The organism is Pedobacter frigoris, from assembly GCF_005116445.1.
Taxonomy (GTDB): Bacteria; Bacteroidota; Bacteroidia; order Sphingobacteriales; family Sphingobacteriaceae; genus Pedobacter; species Pedobacter frigoris.
The window spans coordinates 996,453-1,018,519 of the sequence record NZ_SWBQ01000001.1 but is presented as its reverse complement, the minus strand read 5'-3'; the positions used below and the strand labels follow the sequence as shown (position 1 = coordinate 1,018,519).

Below are 22,067 nucleotides of genomic sequence, written 5' to 3'. Positions count from 1 at the left end.
ACTAATAATTTCTGTTTGAAAAGTAAAAAATCTATTATAGACAACGCAATTAACACGTTACAACTAGAAGCTCAGGCCATTCTCGACTTAATTCAACATATAAATGATGATTTTGTAGAGATAATTAACCTGATTCACGAAAGTAATGGTCGTGTAATTGTAACCGGAATAGGAAAAAGTGCAATTATAGCGCAAAAAATTGTCGCTACTTTTAATTCTACAGGAACCCCTTCGGTATTTATGCATGCAGCAGATGCAGTCCACGGCGACCTTGGGATGATTCAAAAAAACGACATCGTGATTTGTATTTCCAAGAGCGGAAATACGCCTGAAATAAAAGTACTCGCTCCTCTTCTCAAACAATCCGGAAATATCATGATTGGTATGGTAGGACAAATTAATTCAGATCTTGCTTTACAGGCTGATTATGTATTAAACACTTCAGTTGAGAAAGAAGCCTGCCCACACAATCTCGCACCAACAACCAGCACGACAGCCCAACTTGCAATGGGTGATGCACTGGCGGTATGCCTGCTCCATGCACGCAATTTTAATGAAAATGATTTTGCCCGTTTCCATCCCGGCGGTTCATTAGGAAAGAGACTTTATTTAAAGGCCGCCGACATCGCGCTGAAAAATGAAAAACCACGTATACACCCTACTGCTTCAGTAAAAGATGTCATAATAGAAATTAGTCAAAACCGTTTGGGTACGGTCGTTGTTATTGAAAATGATACGATCATAGGAATAATAACTGACGGAGATATTAGAAGAATGCTGGAGAAACATTCTAACTTAGCAGACATCACTGCAAGGGATTTAATGAGCAAAAACCCCAAGAGTATTGATAAAGAGATACTGGCGGTACAGGCACTTGAACTGATTAAAAATCACAACATTACTCAACTGCTTGTTACTGACAACGGCAGTTATTTTGGGATCATACATTTACACGACCTTCTGCAGGAAGGTATAATATAGAGATACGCGATTACCAGATATGAATAAAAATAATTACGCCTTAATAATGGCCGGTGGCGTCGGAAGCCGCTTTTGGCCAGTAAGCAGAACTGAATATCCTAAACAATTCATCGATTTTTTTGGCGTCGGAAAGACCCTAATCCAAAGCACCTACGATAGGTTTTTAAAAATTTGTCCTCCTGAAAATATTTTCATTGTTACCAATGAAATATATACTGACATCATTAAAGAGCAACTACCTGATTTGGATGCTAATCAGATTCTTGCAGAACCAATCATGAGAAATACAGCTCCCTGCATTTCTTATGGTTCTACAAAAATTGCCAGGCTCAATCCTGATGCTACAATAGTTGTGGCTCCGTCTGATCATACCATTACTAATCAGGATGCCTTTATATCTGCTATTGAGCAGTCGCTTACGGCGGCTTCCCAAAATGACTGTCTAATTACCCTGGGAATCAAGCCAAGCAGACCTGACACGGGATATGGATATATTCAGTATACTGAAAATCGCTTAAAAACTGATGACCAGATCCATAAGGTAAAGATATTTACGGAGAAGCCTAATCTTGAACTTGCGAAATCATTCGTGCAAAGTGGCGATTTTTTATGGAATGCCGGGATATTTATCTGGTCTGCAAAGTCTATAAACAACGCTTTCTCTAAGCATTTACCAGATATGTATGAGATATTCCAACAGGGCGCTCCTATATACAACACTGCCAATGAACCGGAATTTATCAGCAATGCCTACCAGCAATGCACCAACATTTCAATCGATTTTGGCATTATGGAAAAAGCAGATAATGTTTATGTTCTCCCGGCAGACTTTGGTTGGTCTGATTTAGGGACGTGGGCTTCCATTTATGACATAGCTGAACACGACTATGTTGGCAATGCGGTGATCCCCTCTGAAAAGGTAATGATGTTCAATTCATCAAACTGCATGGTAAATGTCCCGAAGGATAAACTTGTGATCCTGCAAAACCTTCACGACTACATTGTGGTAGAATCCAATAACACTTTGTTGATTTGTCCAAGATCAGAGGAACAAAGCATCAAGCAGATCGTTGCAGATGTGAAATCTAAATTTGGAGTCAAATACATTTAGAGAAACCTAATTTCATAAAAAAGGGCTGTATGAATCAATTATACAACCCTTTTTTATATTCTGATCAATTAAAGAGTCCTCTGTCTGATGGCCTCATATAAAATGACACCTGCTGAAACAGAAACATTCAGAGAATTGATTTCTCCTATCATCGGTATTTTAGCCAAATGATTGGCCATACGCATAATCTCATTTGAAATTCCCTCATCTTCGGCTCCCATTACAATTGCGGTTGGAACAGTATAATCAGGAACATAGATCAATTCAGTTGTTTTTTCAGTACATGCTACAATCTGCAAACCACAATCTTGCAGATAAAGTGCTATCTTCTGAAGATTAGGGTGTCTGCATACTGGTATAGTAAACAATGCACCTGCAGAGGTTTTTATAGCATCTGCATTGATCTGTGCTGAATTTTTGGTCGGCACAACAATGGCATGCACACCCGCGCAGGCAGCTGTTCTTGCTATCGCCCCCATATTTCTCACATCTGTAATTCCATCAAGGATCAATACTAAAGGCACTTCACCTTTCTCGTAAATCACAGGAACAATGTCTTCGATTTTCTGAAAAGAAATGGCTGAAATTACAGCAATAACACCCTGATGATTTTTCTGGGTCATCCTGTTCAACTTCTCTACAGGAACATTGTGAACCGGAGCATCCACGTCTTTTAACAACGCTTTCAGTTCAAGGATAATTCCTCCTGTTAATCCACGCTGAATGTAAATACTTTCAATATCTTTGCCTGCTTTAACAGCCTCTATAACAGCGCGTATACCAAATATAAACTCATTATTTTCTTTAGGTCTTCCCGACCTCCTGGAATTTTCCATTTCATTGCAAATTGAGCTGCAAAAATAGTTCAAAAAATGGGATTATTTGAACCTTATTTTACAGATACTTCTTACCCGCTTATCCACATATCCTTGTTAGCAATTTCACAAAACAAACCAAGCCCCTAAAAATTGACTGATATTTCAGCTGTTAGAATGTGTATAAAGAATTTAAGATGGCACCTTATTTTTGTATATTTTTGTACCTATGATTACGGACAACGGAAAACAGGGACAGGACAAAGGCAGTTACAATGCCAGGAAAAACAGGTTAAGTAATTCTATGAATACCCTGGGAAAAATACCTCCTCAGGCTATTGATCTTGAAGAAGCTGTGCTCGGAGCCTTAATGCTTGAAAAAGACGCATTGTCTACCGTTATCGACATTTTAAAGCCTGAGGTATTCTACCATGAGGCACATAAGAAGATTTTCGAAGCCATTCAAGGCTTATTTCAAAAATCAAAGCCTGTTGACATACTGACCGTAACCTCTGAATTACGTACGCTAGGTTTGCTGGAAATGGTCGGAGGAGCCTATTACATTACCAATCTTACCAATAGGGTCGCTTCTGCCGCTAACATAGAATTTCACGCCCGTATCATATCTCAGAAATACATCCAAAGAGAACTGATCAGAATTTCTTCAGAAATCATTCAAAATGCTTACGAAGATACCACTGATATTTTTGATCTTTTGGACCACGCTGAGAAGAACTTGTTTGACATCGCTCAAAACAACCTGCGCAGGGATACGCAAAAGATGGATGAGATCATCAAACAATCACTTGCTACGCTTGAAGAGCTTCGTGGTAAAAGTGACGGACTCACAGGTGTACCTTCTGGATTTACCGACCTCGACCGCATCACTGGTGGATGGCAGCCTTCAGATCTTGTCATCATTGCTGCACGTCCTGCAATGGGTAAAACAGCTTTCGTTCTGACATGTGCCCGTAATGCTGCTGTAGATTTCAAAAGACCAGTAGTTGTATTCTCTCTGGAGATGTCCTCTGTTCAGCTCGTAAATCGTCTCATATCTGGTGAAACAGAAATAGAACAGGAGAAGATAAGAAAAGGTAACCTTGCAGAATGGGAATGGCAGCAATTACACAGTAAAATCGGAACCTTAACAGAAGCACCTTTATTAATCGACGATACACCAGCACTGAACATCTTTGAATTCAGGGCCAAGTGCCGTCGTTTAAAATCACAATACGATTTGCAACTGATCATCATCGATTACCTGCAGTTGATGCATGGTAAAGGAGAAGGCCAGAGTGGCGGCGGAAACAGGGAGCAGGAAATTGGTAGTATTTCAAGAGCCCTTAAATCTGTAGCCAAGGAACTAAACGTCCCTGTACTCGCACTTTCTCAGTTGAGTCGTGCCGTAGAAAGCAGACCCGGAGCAAACGGAAAAAGACCGATGCTATCCGACTTACGTGAATCCGGTTCCATTGAGCAGGATGCCGATATGGTATTGTTCTTATACAGACCAGAATATTATGGCATCACAGAGGATGAGCAAGGTCGTTCACAAGCCGGTATCGGTGAGGTAATCATCGCAAAACACCGTAACGGTGAAACCGGTATTGTGCCGCTAAGATTCATCGGTAAGTATGTGAAATTTGCAGATTTGGAAGAAAACTTCTCTGCACCAACTTCTTTCTCCATGGAAAGTTCCGGTGCCGGAATGCAGCCATCCCAGGATTTTGACAGACCAGCAGGAAATGTCATCATCAAACCTTCACGCATGGATGACATGCATGATGAGGATGCTCCCTTCTAGTTAAAGAAAATAACCCAGCAATACCCCTCCAAGTACAATAAACGTCGGGCTGATTTTGGTGAAATTCAAAATCAGAAAGGTAGATATCAATATGCTTATCGCCAGAAGATCAAAGCCAACCGGCTTTACCAGCAAAATAAAGGCGGCTATAATAAAACCCACACTAACGGCATTAATGCCTGATAGGGAATACTTTATTCTTCCCACTTTTTTTAGATCTTCCCAGAAAGGAACAATCAGGAGTACCAAAATCAATCCTGGAAGATTTATCCCCAATACAGCGACAGTGCCTCCAAGTATCTGCCCTGTCAATCCATATCCAAAATTTCGCATACTTAATGCGCCTACATAACTTGTAAATGAAAATGTAGGCCCGGGAAGTGCCTGTTGCAATGCAAAACCAGAAAGAAAACCTGGAGAAGTCAAATAATGTTTCATCTCCACAAATTCTGTAAACATCAAGGGTACCAGAACTTGCCCACCGCCAAATATCAGGATACCGTTACGGTAAAAATTCTCAAAAAGCCTGATCGGCAAACTAAATGGAGACGTCCTGTTTATAATGGCGCCAAGGAGCGCAAAAAACAAAAGCACACTCACAAAGTAAATCAGTTTTTTCCTGTTGATATTAGAAAATAGCTTCACCCTGATCACACTCTCTTCCTGAGGCGTTTCAAGCGCCGAAGATATCATACCACCTATTAAAATGGCCATAGGGAAAACGTAAGCATTTCTAAGCACCAGCGTTGCTATTACAGCTGAAACCGCAAGAAATATAGAAACCTGAGAGACCAAAACTCTCCTTGACAGGTTATAAGCTCCATAGGCTACAATCCCCAATGCAATTGGTTGAATATATTCCAGAATTTCTGTGAATTTTTGCTTCTGATCAAGCTTTGCGAAGGTAATGGCCGCAAAAGTCATAACTGCAGCTGAAGGTATGATCCAGATAAAAAAGGTGAAAAGTGACAGGCGCAAGCCCCCAACCTTATATGCTATGCCAACAAGCGTCTGTGTAGAAGCCGGTCCGGGCAACACCTGTGCCAGGGCATTCAGCTCGAGCAAATCCTCTTCAGATATAAACCTTACATCTTTTACAAAGTACTTGAGTAATAATGAAAGGTGTGCCTGGGCTCCTCCAAATGCGGTAAAAGTAAATAAGAAGACATTTCTGATAAATAAAAGTTGTCGTTTATTCATCTGATCATCATTTAGTCGTCTTCGTAATCCAAACCTGCCGCCGAATTATAAGCGCCCTGAAGTTCTGAAAAAGCATGCATATCACGCTTATTTCTCGCTGCAGTCATTCCAAGCTGGTAAATTTCTATCGCCTTTTCTTTACTATCTGTTTTTTCATAGAGCTTACCGAGGTGATAATAAGTGCCTACGTATTGCGGATGCTCCGCAACTAGTTTTAAATAATACTCAAATGCCTTTTCAATGTCATTTGATGAATTGTATTCCGTCGCCAAAGCGTATAAAACGAAGGGATCATTAGGATCGCTGTCTAAAAAGTTTAATAACTTCTCTATTCGGGTACTTTGCATTTTTTATCCCTGCTTTTTTAATTAGATTTGCAAAAAGGCTATTAATCAGCTCGGCTAAATAATAGCTTCATTACCTTTAAAAATCAATATGTAAACTTATGAAAATATTAGTTTGTATCAGTAATGTGCCAGACACAACCACAAAAATAACTTTTACTAATGATAATACACAATTCAATACAGCAGGTGTACAATTTATTGTAAATCCTTATGATGAAATTGCATTATCAAGGGCTATTGAACTTTGTGAAGGTGGTAAAGGCACTGTTACGGTAATCAATGTTGGTGAAAGCCAGACAGAACCAACTATAAGAAAAGCACTTGCTATCGGAGCTGATGATGCTGTACGCATCAATGCTGCGCCTAGAGATGCCTATTTCACCGCTTACCAGATCGCTGAATATGCTAAAACTACAGATTTCGACATGATCCTTTGCGGTCGCGAATCAATTGACTATAATGGTTCTCAGGTAGCGGCAATGATTGGTGAATTTCTTGATATCCCGTCCATATCTATCATTAAGAAACTTGATTACGATGGAAGTACTGCAACTATAGAAAGAGAAATCGAAGGTGGTAAAGAAATTGTTTCTGTTAGCGGAAAATTTGTTGCAAGTTGCGCTGAAGGAACAGCAGAACCTAAAATTCCAAATATGAGAGGAATTATGTCTGCCAGAACAAAACCACTTCAAGCTATAGAGGCTAAAGAAATTGAACAGGTTTCTAAAATTGACTCATTCGAAACCCCTCCTCCCCGCGGAACAGTTAAACTAGTTCCTGCTGATGAAACAGCAAAATTAATTGATCTATTACATCAGGAAGCCAAGGTAATCTAAACCAAAGCACTAATACAGTTTAAATTTTTAATAAAGATCCTATGTCAGTTTTAGTATATGTAGAACAAGTAGATGGCAAATTTAAGAAATCAGTTTTCGAAGCTGTATCTTATGCAAAAGCCATTGCAGATAATCAAGGTGGTAATTTAACCGCAATAGCTATTGGTAACGTTGATGAAAGTGAACTTAAAGCACTTGGTAATTATGGCGCATCCAAGGTATTGAATGTAACAAACGACCAATTAAAGAATTTTGTAAACCAGGCTTATGCCTCAATTATAGCGGAAGCTGCGAAAAAAGAAAATGCTGATATTGTAGTATTGTCCAATTCATTTTCTGGAAAAGGCCTTGCACCTCGTATTGCTGTTAAACTTAAAGCCGGTCTGGTTGACGGTGCAGTAGAACTTCCAAAAACCGATGGCGGCAAATTCTCTGTAAAGAAGATCGCTTTCTCTGGAAAAGCTTTTGCTATCACTGAATTAACTTCCGCTGTTAAAATCATCGCTTTAAACCCTAATGCATTTGGTGTCAAAGAAACTACCGGAAACATTACCATAGAAAGTTTTAGTCCTGAGGTTAAAGCTACAGACCTAACCGCTATTGTAAAAGAAATCGTGAGGGCAACCAATAAAATTTCCTTACCGGATGCAGAACTTGTTGTGTCAGCAGGACGCGGACTAAAAGGCCCTGAAAACTGGGGAATGATTGAAGAACTGGCTGATCTACTGGGAGCGGCTACAGCCTGCTCTAAACCCGTTTCTGATGCAGACTGGAGACCTCACTCTGAGCACGTTGGTCAAACCGGCATAGCCATTAGTCCAAACTTATACATAGCCATCGGAATATCAGGTGCCATCCAGCATTTGGCTGGTGTAAGTTCTTCAAAAGTAATCGTCGTTATCAATAAAGATCCAGAAGCTCCTTTCTTTAAAGTAGCTGACTATGGCATCGTGGGCGACGCGTTTGAAGTTGTTCCAAAATTAATAGAAGCATTAAAGGCACATAAAGGTTAATTAAACAGGTGGTTGTCGGCAACACTGACAACCACCTGTTACTTAATATGAAAAAAGTAAAACTCGATATCGTTGGTTTATCTTATAGCCAAACTCAATCTGGTGCGTATGCGCTTGTACTCGGAGAAGTAAACGGAAGAAGACGTTTACCAATTATAATTGGTGCTTTTGAAGCGCAGGCAATTGCAATTGAAATAGAGAAAATGACACCTAGCAGGCCACTTACCCACGACCTGTTTAAAACGTTTGCCCAGACCTATAATATCCAGATTCAGGAAGTGCTCATCTACAATCTTGTAGAGGGTGTATTTTTCGCAAAGCTAATCTGTACAGATGGTGAGAATACTCAGGAAATTGACGCCAGAACATCAGATGCCATAGCATTAGCCGTTCGTTTCAATGCCGTCATCTATACCTATGAGTTTATCCTGTCATCTGCAGGAATAGTAATTGAAGGAAATGATTTTCTATTCCTGGAAAACATGGATAACATGACTAAAGAGCAGGGCACCGAGGATATGAGTACTGCCATCCCTACCTCCAGCTACAAATCATTGAGTATAGAAGAACTGCAACAAAAATTACAGGAAGCTATCGCCGAAGAAGCTTATGAGAAAGCGGCAAAAATTCGTGATGAGATCAGTAAAAGAAATTCAGCGTAGTAAATAAACTATTTTGTTTCCCATAGAATTTGTATCAACAAATAATTCTATATTTCATTTATTAATTACTAGATCATTTTAGATTATCATTATGAACGTTAAGTTACGCTTAACCCTGATGAATTTCATGCAATTCTTTATCTGGGGTTCATGGCTCATCACCATTGGGGTGTATTGGTTTCAAAACAAACAGTGGTCAGGTGCCGAATTCGGAGCTATCTTTTCTACAATGGGAATATCTGCCATCTTTATGCCTGCGCTAACTGGAATTATCTCAGACAGGTTTATCAACGCAGAAAAATTATACGGTACCCTACACATATTAGGAGCCATTGTCCTTTTTTATCTGCCTATGGTTGATAATCCCGGAACATTTTTCTGGGTCATCCTGCTCAATATGATCTTTTATATGCCCACGCTGTCATTATCCATCACCGTTGCTTATTCCGCACTAAAAAGGCATCAAAAAGACGTAGTAAAAGATTACCCTCGTATCAGAATCTGGGGAACAATCGGTTTTATAGCTGCATTATGGGCAGTTAGCCTTTCCGGCAATGAGGCATCTTCAAATCAGTTCTATATTGCCTCAGCCGTTTCCCTGGTTTTAGGAATTTATTCATTTACACTTCCGAAGTGTCCTCCGTTGGCTAGTAAAGTAGATTCCAAGTCTTTCGTAGATGCATTGGGATTACGTGCTTTTGCCTTGTTTAAGCAAAGAAAATTTGCTGTATTTTTCCTGTTCTCTATGTTTCTGGGTGCAGCACTTCAGCTTACGAATGCTTACGGAGATACATTTTTACACGATTTCAAGAATATTCCTGAATACAAAGACCTGCTGGCAGTAAAGTATCCTGCCATCATCATGTCTATCTCACAAATTTCTGAAACACTCTTTATCCTTGCCATTCCATTTTTCCTAAGAAAATTCGGCATTAAATACGTAATGCTTTTTAGCATGCTGGCATGGGTGCTGAGATTCGGACTATTTGCTTTTGCAGACCCTGCAGGGGGCTTATGGATGATTATCCTATCATGTATTGTGTATGGAATGGCTTTCGATTTCTTCAACATATCCGGATCACTGTTTATGGAGACACAAATAGATGAGAAAATAAGGGGAAGCGCACAAGGACTATTTATGATGATGGTAAATGGATTTGGTGCATTGTTCGGCAGTTTCACCAGCGGATTAATCATAGATAAGTTTTTCACACAAGCGGACCAAACCAAGGACTGGACAGGCATATGGATCACCTTTGCATCCTATACCCTTATTTTAGCAATTGTCTTCCCGCTCATCTTTAAATACAAACACAATAAAGCAGAAGCAGCGGCCATAGAGGCGATGAACCACTAGCTATCACAAAAGACTATAAATAAAAAAGCCCGCTTTAAAACTAAAGCGGGCTTTTCGATTATTATAAATGAATATATGATTATCTCGTGGTAATGTCATTAAAGTCCCTGTTGGTATGGCCAACATATACCTGACGCGGACGACCGATAGGCTCTTTATTTTCATGCATTTCTTTCCATTGTGCAATCCATCCAGGTAGACGACCCAACGCAAACAAAACTGTGAACATATCTGTAGGAAACCCTAATGCTCTGTAAATGATACCTGAATAGAAGTCTACATTAGGATAAAGCTTACGTTCTACAAAATAAGGATCATTCAAGGCTGCTTCTTCTAGTTTTTTAGCAATCTCCAAAACTGGATCATCAATTCCCAGTTTCTCCAGGATATCATCGCAGGCCTTTTTAATGATCTTAGCCCTTGGATCAAAGTTTTTATAAACTCTGTGACCAAAGCCCATCATCCTGAAAGGATCATTTTTATCTTTTGCTTTATTGATCCATTTCTCAGTGTCGCCACCGTCTTCCTTAATGCGCTCAAGCATCTCAATTACAGCCTGGTTTGCACCGCCGTGCAATGGGCCCCACAATGCAGAAATACCTGCGGAAACAGAAGCGTACAGGTTACAGTCAGAAGAACCTACCATTCTTACAGTAGAAGCAGAACAGTTTTGTTCGTGATCAGCATGCAGAATAAGCAAAGTATTCATCGCGTTAACTACAACCGGATCAATATCAATCTCTTCAGTACGCTGACCGAAGATCATGTTTAAAAAGTTGCTTACGTAATCGTATTTGTTCTTTGGATAGATCAGTGGATGACCCAATGATTTTTTATAAATGAAAGAAACGATAGTTGGAAACTTAGCCAGCAATTTAATCATCGTCAGATCCATCGTCTCCGGTGATGAATTCGCATTCAGTGACTCCGGATAAAAAGTAGACAATGAGCAAACCAGAGAAGCCAATTGAGCCATTGGATGAGATTTTGAAGGATAACCATCCAAAAATTTCTTCATGTCCTCATGAATCAATGTATGCATCCTGATAGACGATTGAAATGCATCAAGCTCTCCTAAAGTCGGCAGGTTTCCATATATAAGCAGATAAGCAACTTCCAGAAAGGTAGATTTTTCGGCCAGTTCTTCAATAGGATAACCACGATACTTCAAAATACCCTGCTCCCCATCAAGGAAAGTAATAGCACTTTTAGTTGATCCTGTATTTTTGTAACCGAAATCTAAAGTAATATGACCGGTTAAATCTCTGAGTTTAGAAATATCAATGGCCTTCTCCCCCTCTGTACCTGTAATAACCGGGAACTCGTACACCTTCCCGTCAATCTTAATTTCTGCAATATCTGACATATATATTCTTAAATTTATAATAAACAAAACTAACTAATCCTTTTCGATTAGATTTTAATCAACTATAACAAAGCTGTTAAATAATTATTAAATGTGGGTCAAATTCCCGTAAGAATCCGAATTATTTAGCTGACTTGATCTCTTTCAATACCCTTCCGCACTCCATCATTTCATCTCCATAATAAGGGTTTTGAATCTTCTTTTCAGAAGCGAGCCAATCCCCTCCATTTCCGTCATTAGCCATTGGGCAATGCTGAACAAAAATGGATCCTTTTTGAACATCCGCATGCTTAAATAAAGCAATTACATCCGAACTTAAATCTGTAAATTCTTTCCTTTGTGCCACAATGTCTTTAGCAGAAGCTATTTTCTCTGCTGTCAAAGCTGTATTCTCACAGCCTTCATATCCTGCCAGACTAACCTGAAGTTTGGCAGCAGCACTTTTAGCATCTTCATATTTAGTGGCAACCAATGCATTTTTCAGATTGATGTAACCATCATAGATGCCTTGAACTTTAGCATTTTTTAATTCAACACCAGTTGGTGCTGTGGCCTCCTGTGAGGCTGTTGCAGTACTATCCGAAGAAACTGCTGCTTTTTTTTCAGCGTTGGTGCAGGAAAAAGCAATCATTATTACCCCCGCGGCAATATATCTTTTCATAGTTTATGTTTTGGTTTTTTAATAATTCTAAGTTAGCCCTATAAGTTACAAATATTTACACACATATTAGCTAATTATTGCTTTTATAGGCAATTAAAGCAATAATTCTCTTCTAATTTCTCTATCGCGGTTAAAATAACATTTTAAATTCAAATAAATAAAAAAGCCTCCCGATAATTCGGGAGGCTTTTAATAAAATGTTATAATTCAGGATTATAATTTGAAGCCATAAGCTAAACGTAAAGCAAACTGACCATTGTATGGTTGGTAAGTTGTAGACGCTGCATCTTGTTTGTAACCTTCGTATCTAGCACCGATATCAAAGCCACCTTGAAATTGGTAACCTAAACCTGCTGACCAGATTAAAGAAGTTTTACCACCATCTTTAGTTGCAAAACCTGCACCTGCTTCACCTAAAAGGTAAGTACCACCGATTTGAGGAAATACTTTAATTCCACCTTTTACCGGGATGAAGTTATAGTCAGTTCCATTGTCTTTAGCCATCATTGTAGTGTAACCACCTGTAGCTGTTAAAGCCACTTCTCTTGATAGACCAAACTGGAAACCTAAATCTGCACCTAATCCGTATTCAAATGGAGAGCCTTTATCTGCAACACCTCCGCTTACGCCAATTGCCAAACGTACACCTTTAGCAACCTCAGTTGATTGTGCATGTAAATTGGTTGTCGCGAATGTAACTAGTGCTGCTGCAACTGCAAATAATTTAGAAACTGTTTTCATAATGTTTAAATTTTTAAAAAATTTCGTGTGTTAATTAATTTATATGATCACTACAACATAAAAACCTTGCCAAACTTTTACGCCTGACAAGGTTTTTACATAAAAAATTTTATTTATAACGATTATAATTTGAATCCGTAAGCTATGCGTAATGCAACCTGACCCAATGAAGCACCGCTAACCTCAGCACCTTCATAACGTAATCCAAGATCTAAACCATTATCAAAACCATAACCTACACCTGGAGCCCATAAGAACGCAGTTTTAGATCCTGATTCTGTACCGAATCCAGCACCAAGCTCACCTGATACATATGCACTTTCAGCAAAGAAAATCTTAGCACCTGCTTTAACTGGAATCATTCCGAAGCTTCCGCCACCGTAAGAATCTTTTAATGACCAGCTATTGTAACCAGCTGAAAGAATACCAGATACATTAGAACTGAAATCTTTCTGTAAACGCAAATCACCACCAATTACAAAGCTATAGCCAGTAGTTGTAGGAAGACCTGCATTCAGACCAATACCTAAACGTAAAGCTTTAGAATCCTGAGCGTTAACACTCGTCGTAAAGAACAGCGCAACTGCAGCTACTGCAGAAGCAAGAATTTTAGTAGAATTTTTCATTTTTTGATCGCTTGTTTAAATTAAATAATGATAATTTTATCGTACAGTGGTTAACAAATTTCATACCACACATCCAAATTTATATATGTTCTTCATTAAGAACAACATTTTAGCAAAAAAAATTCATCTGAATTAATCCACCCCCCGCATATGTCTATTAAATGAGTCAGTGATGACAGCAGTCAAATCGTCTGCATCTTGAGAGGCATCATACCAATTAATTTCAACCCCGTCTTTTTCCATTTTCCTGAAAAATGTCATTTGACGCTTCGCAAACTGACATATCGCAATGGACAACCGCTCTTTCAATTCTGATATACTCATCTCGCCGAACAGATAAGCACTGATAAATTTATACTCCAATCCATAAAACTCAAGCATTTCTTTACTTACCCCACAGTCCAAAAGCATTTTTACTTCCGGTATCAATCCTTCGTCAAACCTGGCTTCTAATCGTCTAATCACCTTCTCTCTCCGCAATGCCACATCTGAGGTCAACCCAACTACGAATGGATTAATCACAGGTCGCTCTTCTGCCACCAGTTCATGACACAATAGGTATTCTGCAATCTCTATAGCTCTGATCATTCTCTTATGTGACGACAGGTCAGCATGCGATACAGATGCTAAAGGATACTGCCGAAGCCTGAGCCTCAGCTCCTCTTTAGTCAGCACACCAAGCGCATTTCTAAGCTCCTCATCGACAGGCACAGCAGTAAACGGTTGATTTTGGAGAACGGAATGGATGTACATTCCCGTGCCACCGCAAAGGATGGGCAAAATATCTCGATTTGTCAGATCTCCAAAAACCCTGTAAAAATCCTCCTTAAACTCATTCACGTTATATTTTTCTCCAGCCTCCTTAATATCTATCAGGTGATAAGGCACAACTCGACCGTTGAACTCATATGCACCCAGGTCTTTACCGGTACCAATATCCATACCTCTAAAAACCTGACGGCTGTCTGCACTAATAATCTCTGCATGAAGCGCTACAGCCAACCTTACAGCAAGATTTGTCTTTCCGGAGGCAGTCGGACCTAATATAACCAGCAAGGGGTTTTCAAGCATAAATCTGATTTAAGACTGCAAATATAACAGGTACTTGAGATTGCCAGTATTGAATATTTGAATATACTCATCTGAACAAAGTTCCTCATCACTTACCCTGTGAGGGAAGAACCGCTCTAGCGTATTTACATTTAAAAGGATCGTTGCAGGAGGCGTAATTTCTTTTAATTTAAATCCGGCACATTCATAAGCTTTACCCAGCGACCAGTCTCTATCCGAATAGCTCATCACATCATGCGGACCGTATTCTTTTATAAAATGCTTCAGTAATTTACTAAAACCTCCGATAACCGTGTACCCTGCCAATGTGGCAAAACGGATCAATTCAGCCGACCGATACCCTTCAACTCCGTTTTTCATATACCTGAGGTTACTGAAGGTCACCACCGCTACCAGCCGGTTATTTTCTCTAAGCCCAAACCTGTACTTTGCTTTTGCAGATTCCTGCAGATGATTGGCGATCAGGAATTCATCTGCCTGCTGTTGTGTCACAGCCACGATTTCTGTCTTTCTGGCATGAATGCGCCTGTTCACACCAATTACAGCAGCAATTCTGCCCAATACCTGATCTTTTCTGGTCACCCATATGTCTTCCCAAAGGTTAAAGCAATCTATTCCTTTACCTTTATAATTATCCTGCAATTCAATAAATTTATGGGGAGATGAATCATTTTCCAGGGAAACTAGATTCAATACAACACTATTAAATCTAATGAGAGTATGTTTCTCAGCAGATGTACCCTCAAAATGAAAACCCTGGGCTCTTAAACAATCTATAACTTCCTGCTTCCAAAGCGCTGCTATACCCAACCTTTTTCTTTATATAATTTGAAACCCGCTGCAAGTGCATTTTCAATATTCATCAACAGCGCGTCATCCAGCTTTTTAATATGAAAGCATGACTTACCTTTCAATAATTTTAACAGTTCGGGGTCAAATACATCTTTCATCTCCGACTCCATATATACCGGCATGTAATAAAATCCTACATGACCTTTTTTGATCATTACCGCTGCAAAATAAACCTCATTTCTCTTTTTACCTTCAATAACCACCAGTTTTTCACTCCAGAGGTCATAATCACTTTCACTATTGATCCTATTGGTAAACCCCTGTACCGTATACGGCTGCATTACCGCCCTGATGGTCTGAAATATTTCTACAAAATCTGTTTTCATCAGTATATCATTTAAGGGTGTCTATTAAAAATCATCTATAATATCAATTACACAACAAGATACCAATCTATATTGTTCTTAACAAAGATTAAAACGTCCACCATTCTTTTGAAGGATAGGTTTCATCTAAAATCACAGATTCTCCCATCAATGGCGTGGTTATTTTAAGCTGCTCAGCCTTAGCTTTTCTAACCACCCTGATCGCAGGCTCATTCCAGTCGTGCATAGCCAGTGTAAACTTACCCCAATGCACTGGCATCAGCACCTTTGCCTCCAAATCTATAGCCGCCTGAACAGTTTGCTCCGGAAACATATGGATCAATGGCCAGTAAGCGTTGTATTGTCCGCATTCCAGGATGGCAATGTCAAACGGACCAAACTCTTCGCCCGCCTTTTTAAAATGGGTATCATAACCTGAGTCACCTCCAAGATACAACCTGTTACCAGAAGTCTGCAGTACAAAGGCCGACCATAAGGTCTGGTTTCTCTTAAATAACCGTCCGGTAAAATGCCTTGCAGGCAAGGCAGTAAACTTTAACGGGCCAACTGTAGTATCTTCATTCCACACCAATTCAGTAATCTTTTCTGCCTGCACCCCCCAATATTCCAGGTGTGACCCAACCCCCAGCGAGGTTACAAACCGCTTGGTCTTGTCCTTCAACTTCAGAATGCTGTTGTAATCCAGGTGATCATAGTGGTCATGCGTAATCAACACCACATCCAAAGCAGGAAAATCCTCCGGCTTTACAAAATCAGTCCCTTTATAATTTTTACTCCCAATAAAACTGAGCGGAGATGGCCGCTCACTAAATACCGGATCTACCAATATGTTCAGCCCGTCTACCTGTATCAGATATGTGGAATGACCAAACCAGATGATCTTTGCTTTGCCTGAAGGTGAGAAATCAGGTTTGACGGTTGGAATCGCCTGTGGTGGCGTACCATTCTTATTCCCTTTGATCATCCCGCGGATCATATCCCAATAGCTTACACTATCCGGCTTCATGGGCGTCGGAGATAAGTTTTCGAGCGCACCATCCTTATAATTACTCAGGTTACTGATTCTTTCCAAACGCGCACCCTCCGGAACCTTACCAAAAATAGGGAGATTCACTACCCATACCGTTATCAAAACCAGTATTATAAACACGACTAAAGTATATATCATCCTTTTTTTCATTTACATCAAATGTGATGAATCTATTAAATTTATTTATCCACTTTTTCCTCTTTCATAAATTTTTCAGCCAGTCCGGCGCCTGCCTGAAGCAATTCATTGGTGATAGATCTGGTATATTCAATGATCTCGGCCTTAAAATCAGTCACCGATGCCCCCGACCGGATCTCTTCCAGTCTTTTTTCCCATTGACCCGTCAGTTCCGCCTGTGCTATTTTTTGATCTTTCACCACGTCATACACCGCCAGTCCTTTATTGGTTGGTACCAGGTTCCTTTTCTCCCTAACTACGTACTCCCTGTTGATCAACGTTTCAATGATCGAAGCCCTGGTGGCGGGTGTGCCCAAACCGCTGTCCTTCATTGCATACCTCAGTTCCTCGTCTTCAATATCCTTACCCGAAGTCTCCAGTGCCTTCAACAAAGATGCTTCGTTGTACATAGCTTTAGGCTTGGTTTGTTTCTCCAGCAAAGCTTTATTGACGATAGGTAGCTCTTCACCAGCCTTTACTTTCGGTAGTGAAGGGTTTTCTTCGTCCTTTTTCTCATCATCCGACTCGTTAAATACAGATCTCCATCCTGCCGAACGGATCACCGTACCATTTGCCATAAAAACTGAACCAGCTTCTATCGCAATCTTGGTGATTTCCTTTACACATTCCTGATGGAAGGCCTCCAGCATCCGGCCTATAACCATCTCATAGATCGCCTGCTTATCGCCGGTCAACTGGTACGGCGACTCGCCCGTAGGCAATATCGCATGGTGATCCGTAACTTTCTTCGCATTTACACTCCTCTTATTTAAAGGAACTGTAAGCAGGAAATCTGCCTGTTTCCCAAAGTCCTGATGCCCTTTCAATTTTTCAATCAAAACGGGTACCCCGGCAAAAACATCATCTCCGATATACCTGCTGCCCGTACGTGGATAGGTGACCAGCTTGCTTTCATACAATCCCTGCAATAAGTTTAGGGTCTGGTCGGCCGTAAAGCCTTTGCGTTTATTGGCTTCCTGTTGCAAACTACTCAAATCATGCAATAGCGGAGGCGGCTCCTTTCTGGGCTTCGCCTCTACTGTAAGCACCTTCGCTCCATTCGGAAACCCGGAAGCTACATCTTCTATTTTCTCGAACAATGCCTCAGCATCTTCCTTTTTATCGAAATTAATTACAGAAATTGCCTTGAACAGTTGCCCGTCCTTATCCAGTTGTATCGCCAGCTGATAATACAGTTGCGGCACAAAATGCTTGATCTCAAGGAAACGCGAACAGATCATAGCCAATGTGGGGGTCTGCACCCTACCCAGCGACAGTACCGAGCGTGCTCCAGCCGAAATACTCAATGCCTGCGTGGCATTCATCCCTACCAGCCAGTCCGATTCTGACCTGCAATGCGCAGAATTAAACAAGGTATCATAATCCGTACCCGGCTTTAGGTTTCTAAAACCTTCTTTGATCGCTTCATCAGTCTGCGAAGAGATCCAAAGCCGTTTAAATGGCTTTTTACATTTCAGAAAATAATAGATATACCTGAAGATGAGCTCACCTTCCCGCCCGGCATCCGTCGCCACAATGATCTCTGTAGCCTCATCAAATAGTTTTTTAATGATATCGAGCTGTTTCCGCACTCCTGGATCTTCCACCATTCCATCTTTCGTCTTGATCTTACGGATTCCCAGCTTAAATTTTTGTGGAAGCATAGGCAAATGTTGTCTCCTCCAACCAATAAAGCCGTACTCCTGTGGCGGGGCCAACTGCAATAAATGCCCAAATGCCCAGGTAAAGGAGTAACCTTTACCTTCTATATAACCATCTTTTTTAGTCGTAGCACCGAAGACTTTAGCCAACTCACGGCCCACAGAGGGCTTTTCTGCAATAACAATCTTCATAAATTATTCAAAAATATCTAAGCCAACTTTAAATGTATTGCAATGTGCTTCCACAATATCTCTGATGTCGGGCGAATAACCACCTCCCATGCTTACCTGTACCGGTAAATTGTGCTGCTTACAAAACTGCAATACCATATTATCTCTTTCTTTACACCCTGATTTAGTCAAGGCAAGCTTACCTAACTTATCGCTTTCCAGTACGTCTACGCCCGACAAATAAAACACAAAATCGGGTTCGTGCTTCAATAATTCGCTCAGCGCCCCATCTAATTTATCCAGGAACTGCTCATCGTTCAGCCCATCCTCCAATGCGATATCCAGGTCACTGCGCTCCTTTCTGAATGGAAAATTCCTGTCTCCATGCATCGAAAAAGTAAAAACCCTGGGCTCGTCATAAAAGATTTCTGCCGTACCATTTCCTTGGTGAACATCTAAATCTATAATTAAGATGCGACTTGCTAAACCATTATCCAGCAAATAGTTTGCAGCAATTGCCTGATCGTTCAACAAACAAAATCCTTCTCCCCAATTACTTCCTGCATGATGTGTACCACCAGCCACATTAAAAGCTATTCCAAACTGCTTTGCATACAATGCACCATCAACCGTTCCTTGCGCTATCCTCAGTTCCCTTTCCAGCAATTGCGCTGTCAACGGAAAGCCAATCCTTCTTTGTTCCGCAGCCGTTAGAGTCAAATATCTAAGCTGCTTCCAGTAATTTTTATCGTGAGATAACAACACAACATCCTCATTCAATACCTCAGGAGCAAACAAATGCTGTTCGGTAATCAAGCCCTCATGCAGCAATTGCTCCGGGATCAGTTCATACTTAAGCATCGGAAAGCGATGCCCCTCCGGCAAAGGATGTGCATACAGGGGGTGCCAGGCAACCTTAACCATCTACCTGAGGATCTCCCCTACATGTTTTTCTATATTGTCACAGATCTCATCCACCGGCAAATCATTGGCATCTTCTCCAAAAGGATTCTCAATTTCCTCTGCAATCAGCTCTAAACTCGCCAATACATAGAGAATAAATGGCACTATAGGAATCACAAAATAGCCCAGACTAAACACCCAGCCGAATGGCAATGTAATCACGTAAATGAAGATAAACTTCTTAATAAATGCACTGTAAGAATATGGAATTGGTGTCCGCTTAATACGCTCACAGCCACCACATATATCCGTGAATTGCTGAACATCTGCATTAAGTATGATTAATTGCTCCTGACTGATCTCTCCGCTGGCTTGCAGCTCAAAAATTCTGGACGCTATACTGGTCGCTACCTGGTTGGGAATGTGCTTACCACCATCCACTTCAATCAGCAAACTGTTCTTGCCAAAATACTGCTTCTCTCTCAAATGTTCTTTGAGTGCGAAAGCATATTTAGGAATCGCATATTCAAAAAATTCAATGTGTGTCTCCTTCAGTTTCAAAGCCTTAAGCTTAATCGCAAAATTACGGCTCACATTGGTCAGTCCACCTAAAAGTCTTCGTCCTTCCCACCACCTGTCATACGAAGTATTGGTCCTGAACACCAGCAGCATCGAGATGACAAAGCCCAGCAAACTGTGCATCATGCCTATATTTTTCACATAAGTAGTCTCCGCCAGCTTCAGATAATTCAGCTCCAGAAAAGCAATGCAGCCAGAAAACAAGGCTACACTCAACATCAACGGCCATAAAATCCTGATCGTGTCTGCCTTATGTACATGAAAAATAAATGTTACCCAGTCTTTAGGATTATAATTGATCATAATTAGCTAGCTTTCTCTCAAAATTAATGAAAACTTACAACAACTCTCTGCCAATACTCAACAGTAGTTCTCCTGTTTTAAAAACATCTTCGAATGAGTTATACAAAGGCACAGGACTCAGCCTGATGACATTGGGTTCTCTCCAGTCGCCCAATACATTATTAGCAACAAGTAAGTCAAATATCTTCTTTCCCTCAGCTCTTGCAATGATAGATACCTGCGCACCACGGTCTGCCTCTTCTGCAGGCGTAATGATTTTATATTGCTCTACTCCCAACTTGTTATTTACCTCATTTATAACATAAAATAAGTAACTGGTTAAAGTTTTACTTTTAGTTCTTAAAGGCGCTATAAATCCTGCTTTTTCAAAGATCTGCAAAGAAGCATGGTATAAAGCCATAGGCATTACCTGCGTGCAGCTCACCTGCCATCCATCTGCTCCAACTTCGGGCACAAAACCTTTTTCCATCTTGAACCGCTGCTCTTCCTGGTAACCCCACCATCCAGCAAATCGGTTCAACGTGCTGTCAGAAAAATGCTTTTCATGTACAAAAATACCACTAATCCCACCTGGTCCGGAATTCTGATATTTATAAGAACACCAGCAGGCAAAATCGATATCCCAGTCGTGCAGCTTCAAAGGAACATTACCCGCAGCATGCGCCAGGTCAAAACCTACAACAGCACCCGCAGCATGCCCTGCTTTGGTGATGGCCTCCATATTAAACCATTGACCGGTAAAATAATTTACTCCGCCGAACATCACCAGGGCGATTTCAGTGCCGTTTTCTTTAATAATACTAATGATATCATCAGTCCTCAGGGTATATTCCCCTTCACGTGGGACAACCTCGATGATCGCATCTTTAGGATCATAACCATGAAACCGAACCTGACTTTCTATCGCATACTGATCAGAAGGAAAAGCTCCGGCTTCCATGATGATCTTATACCTTCCTGCTTTTGGCTTATAAAAACTGACCATTAGTAAATGAAGATTTACCGTCAGGGTGTTCATCGGACAAACCTCAGCGGCACTGGCGCCAACGATAGGTGCCATTAGTTTTTTCAGCTCTTTGTGATAAAACATCCATGGACTATCACCTTCAAACCAGCCTTCTACAGCCAGGTTTTGCCAGTTACTAAGTTGCACCTCTAAAACTTCACGTGCAACTTTAGGTTGAAGCCCTAAAGAATTACCACACAGGTAAATAAATGGCTTTCCATTTTGTTGAGGAAATAAAAATTCATTTCTGATATCACGAAGCGGATCAGCCTGATCCATTTCCTGAGCAAATGCTAATGTGTTTTCAAAATTCATCGTTTCAAACTTATATAAAAGTAATCAGCAGTTATGAACATTTTTAAAATTTAGTCCAAGACTGTGGCATTTGTCGGAATTGTGCTCTAATTCTCTCTTGCTTTTCTCTTGCTTTCCTCTTGCTCCTCTCTTGCTATTCTCTTGCTCAAGCAG

22 protein-coding genes are annotated in these 22,067 nt (G+C 40.5%); 7 read left to right on the top strand and 15 right to left on the bottom strand.

Annotated elements, in window-relative coordinates; translation table 11 throughout:
- Positions 1 to 15 precede the first annotated feature (15 nt).
- On the top strand, positions 16 to 981 hold the full coding sequence (locus tag FA047_RS04525) for a KpsF/GutQ family sugar-phosphate isomerase (protein ID WP_136834777.1): 966 nt from the start codon (positions 16 to 18) through the stop codon (positions 979 to 981).
- Between the two features lie 19 nt (positions 982 to 1,000).
- Entirely contained in the window at positions 1,001 to 2,092 is a 1,092-nt protein-coding gene (locus FA047_RS04520; protein WP_136834776.1) for a mannose-1-phosphate guanylyltransferase, read from the top strand.
- A 68-nt stretch (positions 2,093 to 2,160) separates the two neighbouring features.
- Here the strand turns inward: FA047_RS04520 and rlmB are convergent, their stop codons facing one another.
- On the bottom strand, positions 2,161 to 2,928 hold the full coding sequence (rlmB, locus tag FA047_RS04515; RefSeq protein WP_136834775.1) for a 23S rRNA (guanosine(2251)-2'-O)-methyltransferase RlmB: 768 nt from the start codon (positions 2,926 to 2,928) through the stop codon (positions 2,161 to 2,163).
- 208 nt (positions 2,929 to 3,136) lie between these two features.
- On the opposite strand from rlmB, the gene dnaB reads away from it, so the two are divergent.
- On the top strand, positions 3,137 to 4,711 hold the full coding sequence (gene dnaB, locus FA047_RS04510; RefSeq protein WP_136834774.1) for a replicative DNA helicase: 1,575 nt from the start codon (positions 3,137 to 3,139) through the stop codon (positions 4,709 to 4,711).
- On the opposite strand, the gene chrA is transcribed toward dnaB, so the two are convergent.
- Positions 4,712 to 5,911 carry a chromate efflux transporter gene (chrA, locus tag FA047_RS04505; RefSeq protein ID WP_136834773.1) on the bottom strand — a complete coding sequence of 400 codons (1,200 nt, stop codon included), beginning with the start codon at positions 5,909 to 5,911 and terminating at the stop codon, positions 4,712 to 4,714.
- A gap of 11 nt (positions 5,912 to 5,922) precedes the next feature.
- Entirely contained in the window at positions 5,923 to 6,258 is a 336-nt protein-coding gene (locus tag FA047_RS04500; RefSeq protein WP_136834772.1) for a tetratricopeptide repeat protein, read from the bottom strand.
- Between the two features lie 98 nt (positions 6,259 to 6,356).
- Here FA047_RS04500 and FA047_RS04495 point away from each other — a divergent pair, with 98 nt between their 5' ends.
- From FA047_RS04495 to FA047_RS04480, 4 genes are all read left to right on the top strand, one after another.
- Positions 6,357 to 7,094 carry an electron transfer flavoprotein subunit beta/FixA family protein gene (locus FA047_RS04495; protein ID WP_136834771.1) on the top strand — a complete coding sequence of 246 codons (738 nt, stop codon included), beginning with the start codon at positions 6,357 to 6,359 and terminating at the stop codon, positions 7,092 to 7,094.
- 41 nt (positions 7,095 to 7,135) lie between these two features.
- Positions 7,136 to 8,107: an electron transfer flavoprotein subunit alpha/FixB family protein gene (locus FA047_RS04490; RefSeq protein WP_136834770.1), complete on the top strand. Its 972-nt coding sequence runs from the start codon at positions 7,136 to 7,138 to the stop codon at positions 8,105 to 8,107.
- A gap of 47 nt (positions 8,108 to 8,154) precedes the next feature.
- Positions 8,155 to 8,769, top strand: a complete 615-nt coding sequence (locus FA047_RS04485; protein WP_136834769.1) for a bifunctional nuclease family protein — start codon at positions 8,155 to 8,157, stop codon at positions 8,767 to 8,769.
- Positions 8,770 to 8,860: 91 nt separating this feature from the next.
- Entirely contained in the window at positions 8,861 to 10,126 is a 1,266-nt protein-coding gene (locus FA047_RS04480; protein WP_136834768.1) for a nucleoside permease, read from the top strand.
- A gap of 79 nt (positions 10,127 to 10,205) precedes the next feature.
- Here the strand turns inward: FA047_RS04480 and FA047_RS04475 are convergent, their stop codons facing one another.
- The 12 genes from FA047_RS04475 to kynU all read right to left on the bottom strand — a co-directional run bounded on the left by FA047_RS04475 (position 10,206) and on the right by kynU (position 21,914).
- Positions 10,206 to 11,492 (bottom strand): citrate synthase, encoded by a 1,287-nt coding sequence (locus tag FA047_RS04475; RefSeq protein WP_136834767.1) that lies wholly within the window; start codon positions 11,490 to 11,492, stop codon positions 10,206 to 10,208.
- Positions 11,493 to 11,613: 121 nt separating this feature from the next.
- Positions 11,614 to 12,153 (bottom strand): DUF3347 domain-containing protein, encoded by a 540-nt coding sequence (locus tag FA047_RS04470; protein ID WP_136834766.1) that lies wholly within the window; start codon positions 12,151 to 12,153, stop codon positions 11,614 to 11,616.
- A 213-nt stretch (positions 12,154 to 12,366) separates the two neighbouring features.
- Positions 12,367 to 12,894 carry a porin family protein gene (locus tag FA047_RS04465; RefSeq protein WP_136834765.1) on the bottom strand — a complete coding sequence of 176 codons (528 nt, stop codon included), beginning with the start codon at positions 12,892 to 12,894 and terminating at the stop codon, positions 12,367 to 12,369.
- A gap of 122 nt (positions 12,895 to 13,016) precedes the next feature.
- On the bottom strand, positions 13,017 to 13,520 hold the full coding sequence (locus FA047_RS04460) for an outer membrane beta-barrel protein (protein WP_136834764.1): 504 nt from the start codon (positions 13,518 to 13,520) through the stop codon (positions 13,017 to 13,019).
- A 132-nt stretch (positions 13,521 to 13,652) separates the two neighbouring features.
- A complete protein-coding gene (miaA, locus tag FA047_RS04455) occupies positions 13,653 to 14,591 on the bottom strand; it encodes a tRNA (adenosine(37)-N6)-dimethylallyltransferase MiaA (RefSeq protein ID WP_136834763.1) in 939 nt (312 codons plus the stop codon).
- A 9-nt stretch (positions 14,592 to 14,600) separates the two neighbouring features.
- The gene (locus tag FA047_RS04450; protein ID WP_225872628.1) at positions 14,601 to 15,284 is read right to left on the bottom strand and encodes a hypothetical protein; all 684 of its coding nucleotides are present in this window, start codon (positions 15,282 to 15,284) and stop codon (positions 14,601 to 14,603) included.
- Between the two features lie 107 nt (positions 15,285 to 15,391).
- Entirely contained in the window at positions 15,392 to 15,769 is a 378-nt protein-coding gene (locus tag FA047_RS04445; RefSeq protein ID WP_136834761.1) for a DUF1801 domain-containing protein, read from the bottom strand.
- Positions 15,770 to 15,857: 88 nt separating this feature from the next.
- On the bottom strand, positions 15,858 to 16,937 hold the full coding sequence (locus FA047_RS04440) for an MBL fold metallo-hydrolase (RefSeq protein ID WP_225872627.1): 1,080 nt from the start codon (positions 16,935 to 16,937) through the stop codon (positions 15,858 to 15,860).
- A gap of 41 nt (positions 16,938 to 16,978) precedes the next feature.
- Positions 16,979 to 18,829, bottom strand: coding sequence for a DNA topoisomerase III (gene topB, locus FA047_RS04435; protein ID WP_136834759.1), 1,851 nt, complete (start codon positions 18,827 to 18,829; stop codon positions 16,979 to 16,981).
- A 3-nt stretch (positions 18,830 to 18,832) separates the two neighbouring features.
- Positions 18,833 to 19,732: a histone deacetylase family protein gene (locus tag FA047_RS04430; protein ID WP_136834758.1), complete on the bottom strand. Its 900-nt coding sequence runs from the start codon at positions 19,730 to 19,732 to the stop codon at positions 18,833 to 18,835.
- Positions 19,733 to 20,593, bottom strand: a complete 861-nt coding sequence (locus tag FA047_RS04425; protein ID WP_136834757.1) for a bestrophin family protein — start codon at positions 20,591 to 20,593, stop codon at positions 19,733 to 19,735.
- Positions 20,594 to 20,627: 34 nt separating this feature from the next.
- Positions 20,628 to 21,914 carry a kynureninase gene (gene kynU, locus FA047_RS04420; RefSeq protein ID WP_136834756.1) on the bottom strand — a complete coding sequence of 429 codons (1,287 nt, stop codon included), beginning with the start codon at positions 21,912 to 21,914 and terminating at the stop codon, positions 20,628 to 20,630.
- Positions 21,915 to 22,067: the final 153 nt, after the last annotated feature.

What these genes read in the sequence shown, in the direction of transcription:
- FA047_RS04520 (WP_136834776.1), top strand. Translation starts at nt 1,001, where the DNA reads ATGAATAAAAATAATTACGCCTTAATAATGGCCGGTGGCGTCGGAAGC.
- rlmB (WP_136834775.1), bottom strand. Translation starts at nt 2,928, where the DNA reads ATGGAAAATTCCAGGAGGTCGGGAAGACCTAAAGAAAATAATGAGTTT.
- dnaB (WP_136834774.1), top strand. Translation starts at nt 3,137, where the DNA reads ATGATTACGGACAACGGAAAACAGGGACAGGACAAAGGCAGTTACAAT.
- chrA (WP_136834773.1), bottom strand. Translation starts at nt 5,911, where the DNA reads ATGAATAAACGACAACTTTTATTTATCAGAAATGTCTTCTTATTTACT.
- FA047_RS04500 (WP_136834772.1), bottom strand. Translation starts at nt 6,258, where the DNA reads ATGCAAAGTACCCGAATAGAGAAGTTATTAAACTTTTTAGACAGCGAT.
- FA047_RS04495 (WP_136834771.1), top strand. Translation starts at nt 6,357, where the DNA reads ATGAAAATATTAGTTTGTATCAGTAATGTGCCAGACACAACCACAAAA.
- FA047_RS04490 (WP_136834770.1), top strand. Translation starts at nt 7,136, where the DNA reads ATGTCAGTTTTAGTATATGTAGAACAAGTAGATGGCAAATTTAAGAAA.
- FA047_RS04485 (WP_136834769.1), top strand. Translation starts at nt 8,155, where the DNA reads ATGAAAAAAGTAAAACTCGATATCGTTGGTTTATCTTATAGCCAAACT.
- FA047_RS04480 (WP_136834768.1), top strand. Translation starts at nt 8,861, where the DNA reads ATGAACGTTAAGTTACGCTTAACCCTGATGAATTTCATGCAATTCTTT.
- FA047_RS04475 (WP_136834767.1), bottom strand. Translation starts at nt 11,492, where the DNA reads ATGTCAGATATTGCAGAAATTAAGATTGACGGGAAGGTGTACGAGTTC.
- FA047_RS04470 (WP_136834766.1), bottom strand. Translation starts at nt 12,153, where the DNA reads ATGAAAAGATATATTGCCGCGGGGGTAATAATGATTGCTTTTTCCTGC.
- FA047_RS04465 (WP_136834765.1), bottom strand. Translation starts at nt 12,894, where the DNA reads ATGAAAACAGTTTCTAAATTATTTGCAGTTGCAGCAGCACTAGTTACA.
- FA047_RS04460 (WP_136834764.1), bottom strand. Translation starts at nt 13,520, where the DNA reads ATGAAAAATTCTACTAAAATTCTTGCTTCTGCAGTAGCTGCAGTTGCG.
- miaA (WP_136834763.1), bottom strand. Translation starts at nt 14,591, where the DNA reads ATGCTTGAAAACCCCTTGCTGGTTATATTAGGTCCGACTGCCTCCGGA.
- FA047_RS04445 (WP_136834761.1), bottom strand. Translation starts at nt 15,769, where the DNA reads ATGAAAACAGATTTTGTAGAAATATTTCAGACCATCAGGGCGGTAATG.
- FA047_RS04440 (WP_225872627.1), bottom strand. Translation starts at nt 16,937, where the DNA reads ATGATATATACTTTAGTCGTGTTTATAATACTGGTTTTGATAACGGTA.
- topB (WP_136834759.1), bottom strand. Translation starts at nt 18,829, where the DNA reads ATGAAGATTGTTATTGCAGAAAAGCCCTCTGTGGGCCGTGAGTTGGCT.
- FA047_RS04430 (WP_136834758.1), bottom strand. Translation starts at nt 19,732, where the DNA reads ATGGTTAAGGTTGCCTGGCACCCCCTGTATGCACATCCTTTGCCGGAG.
- FA047_RS04425 (WP_136834757.1), bottom strand. Translation starts at nt 20,593, where the DNA reads ATGATCAATTATAATCCTAAAGACTGGGTAACATTTATTTTTCATGTA.
- kynU (WP_136834756.1), bottom strand. Translation starts at nt 21,914, where the DNA reads ATGAATTTTGAAAACACATTAGCATTTGCTCAGGAAATGGATCAGGCT.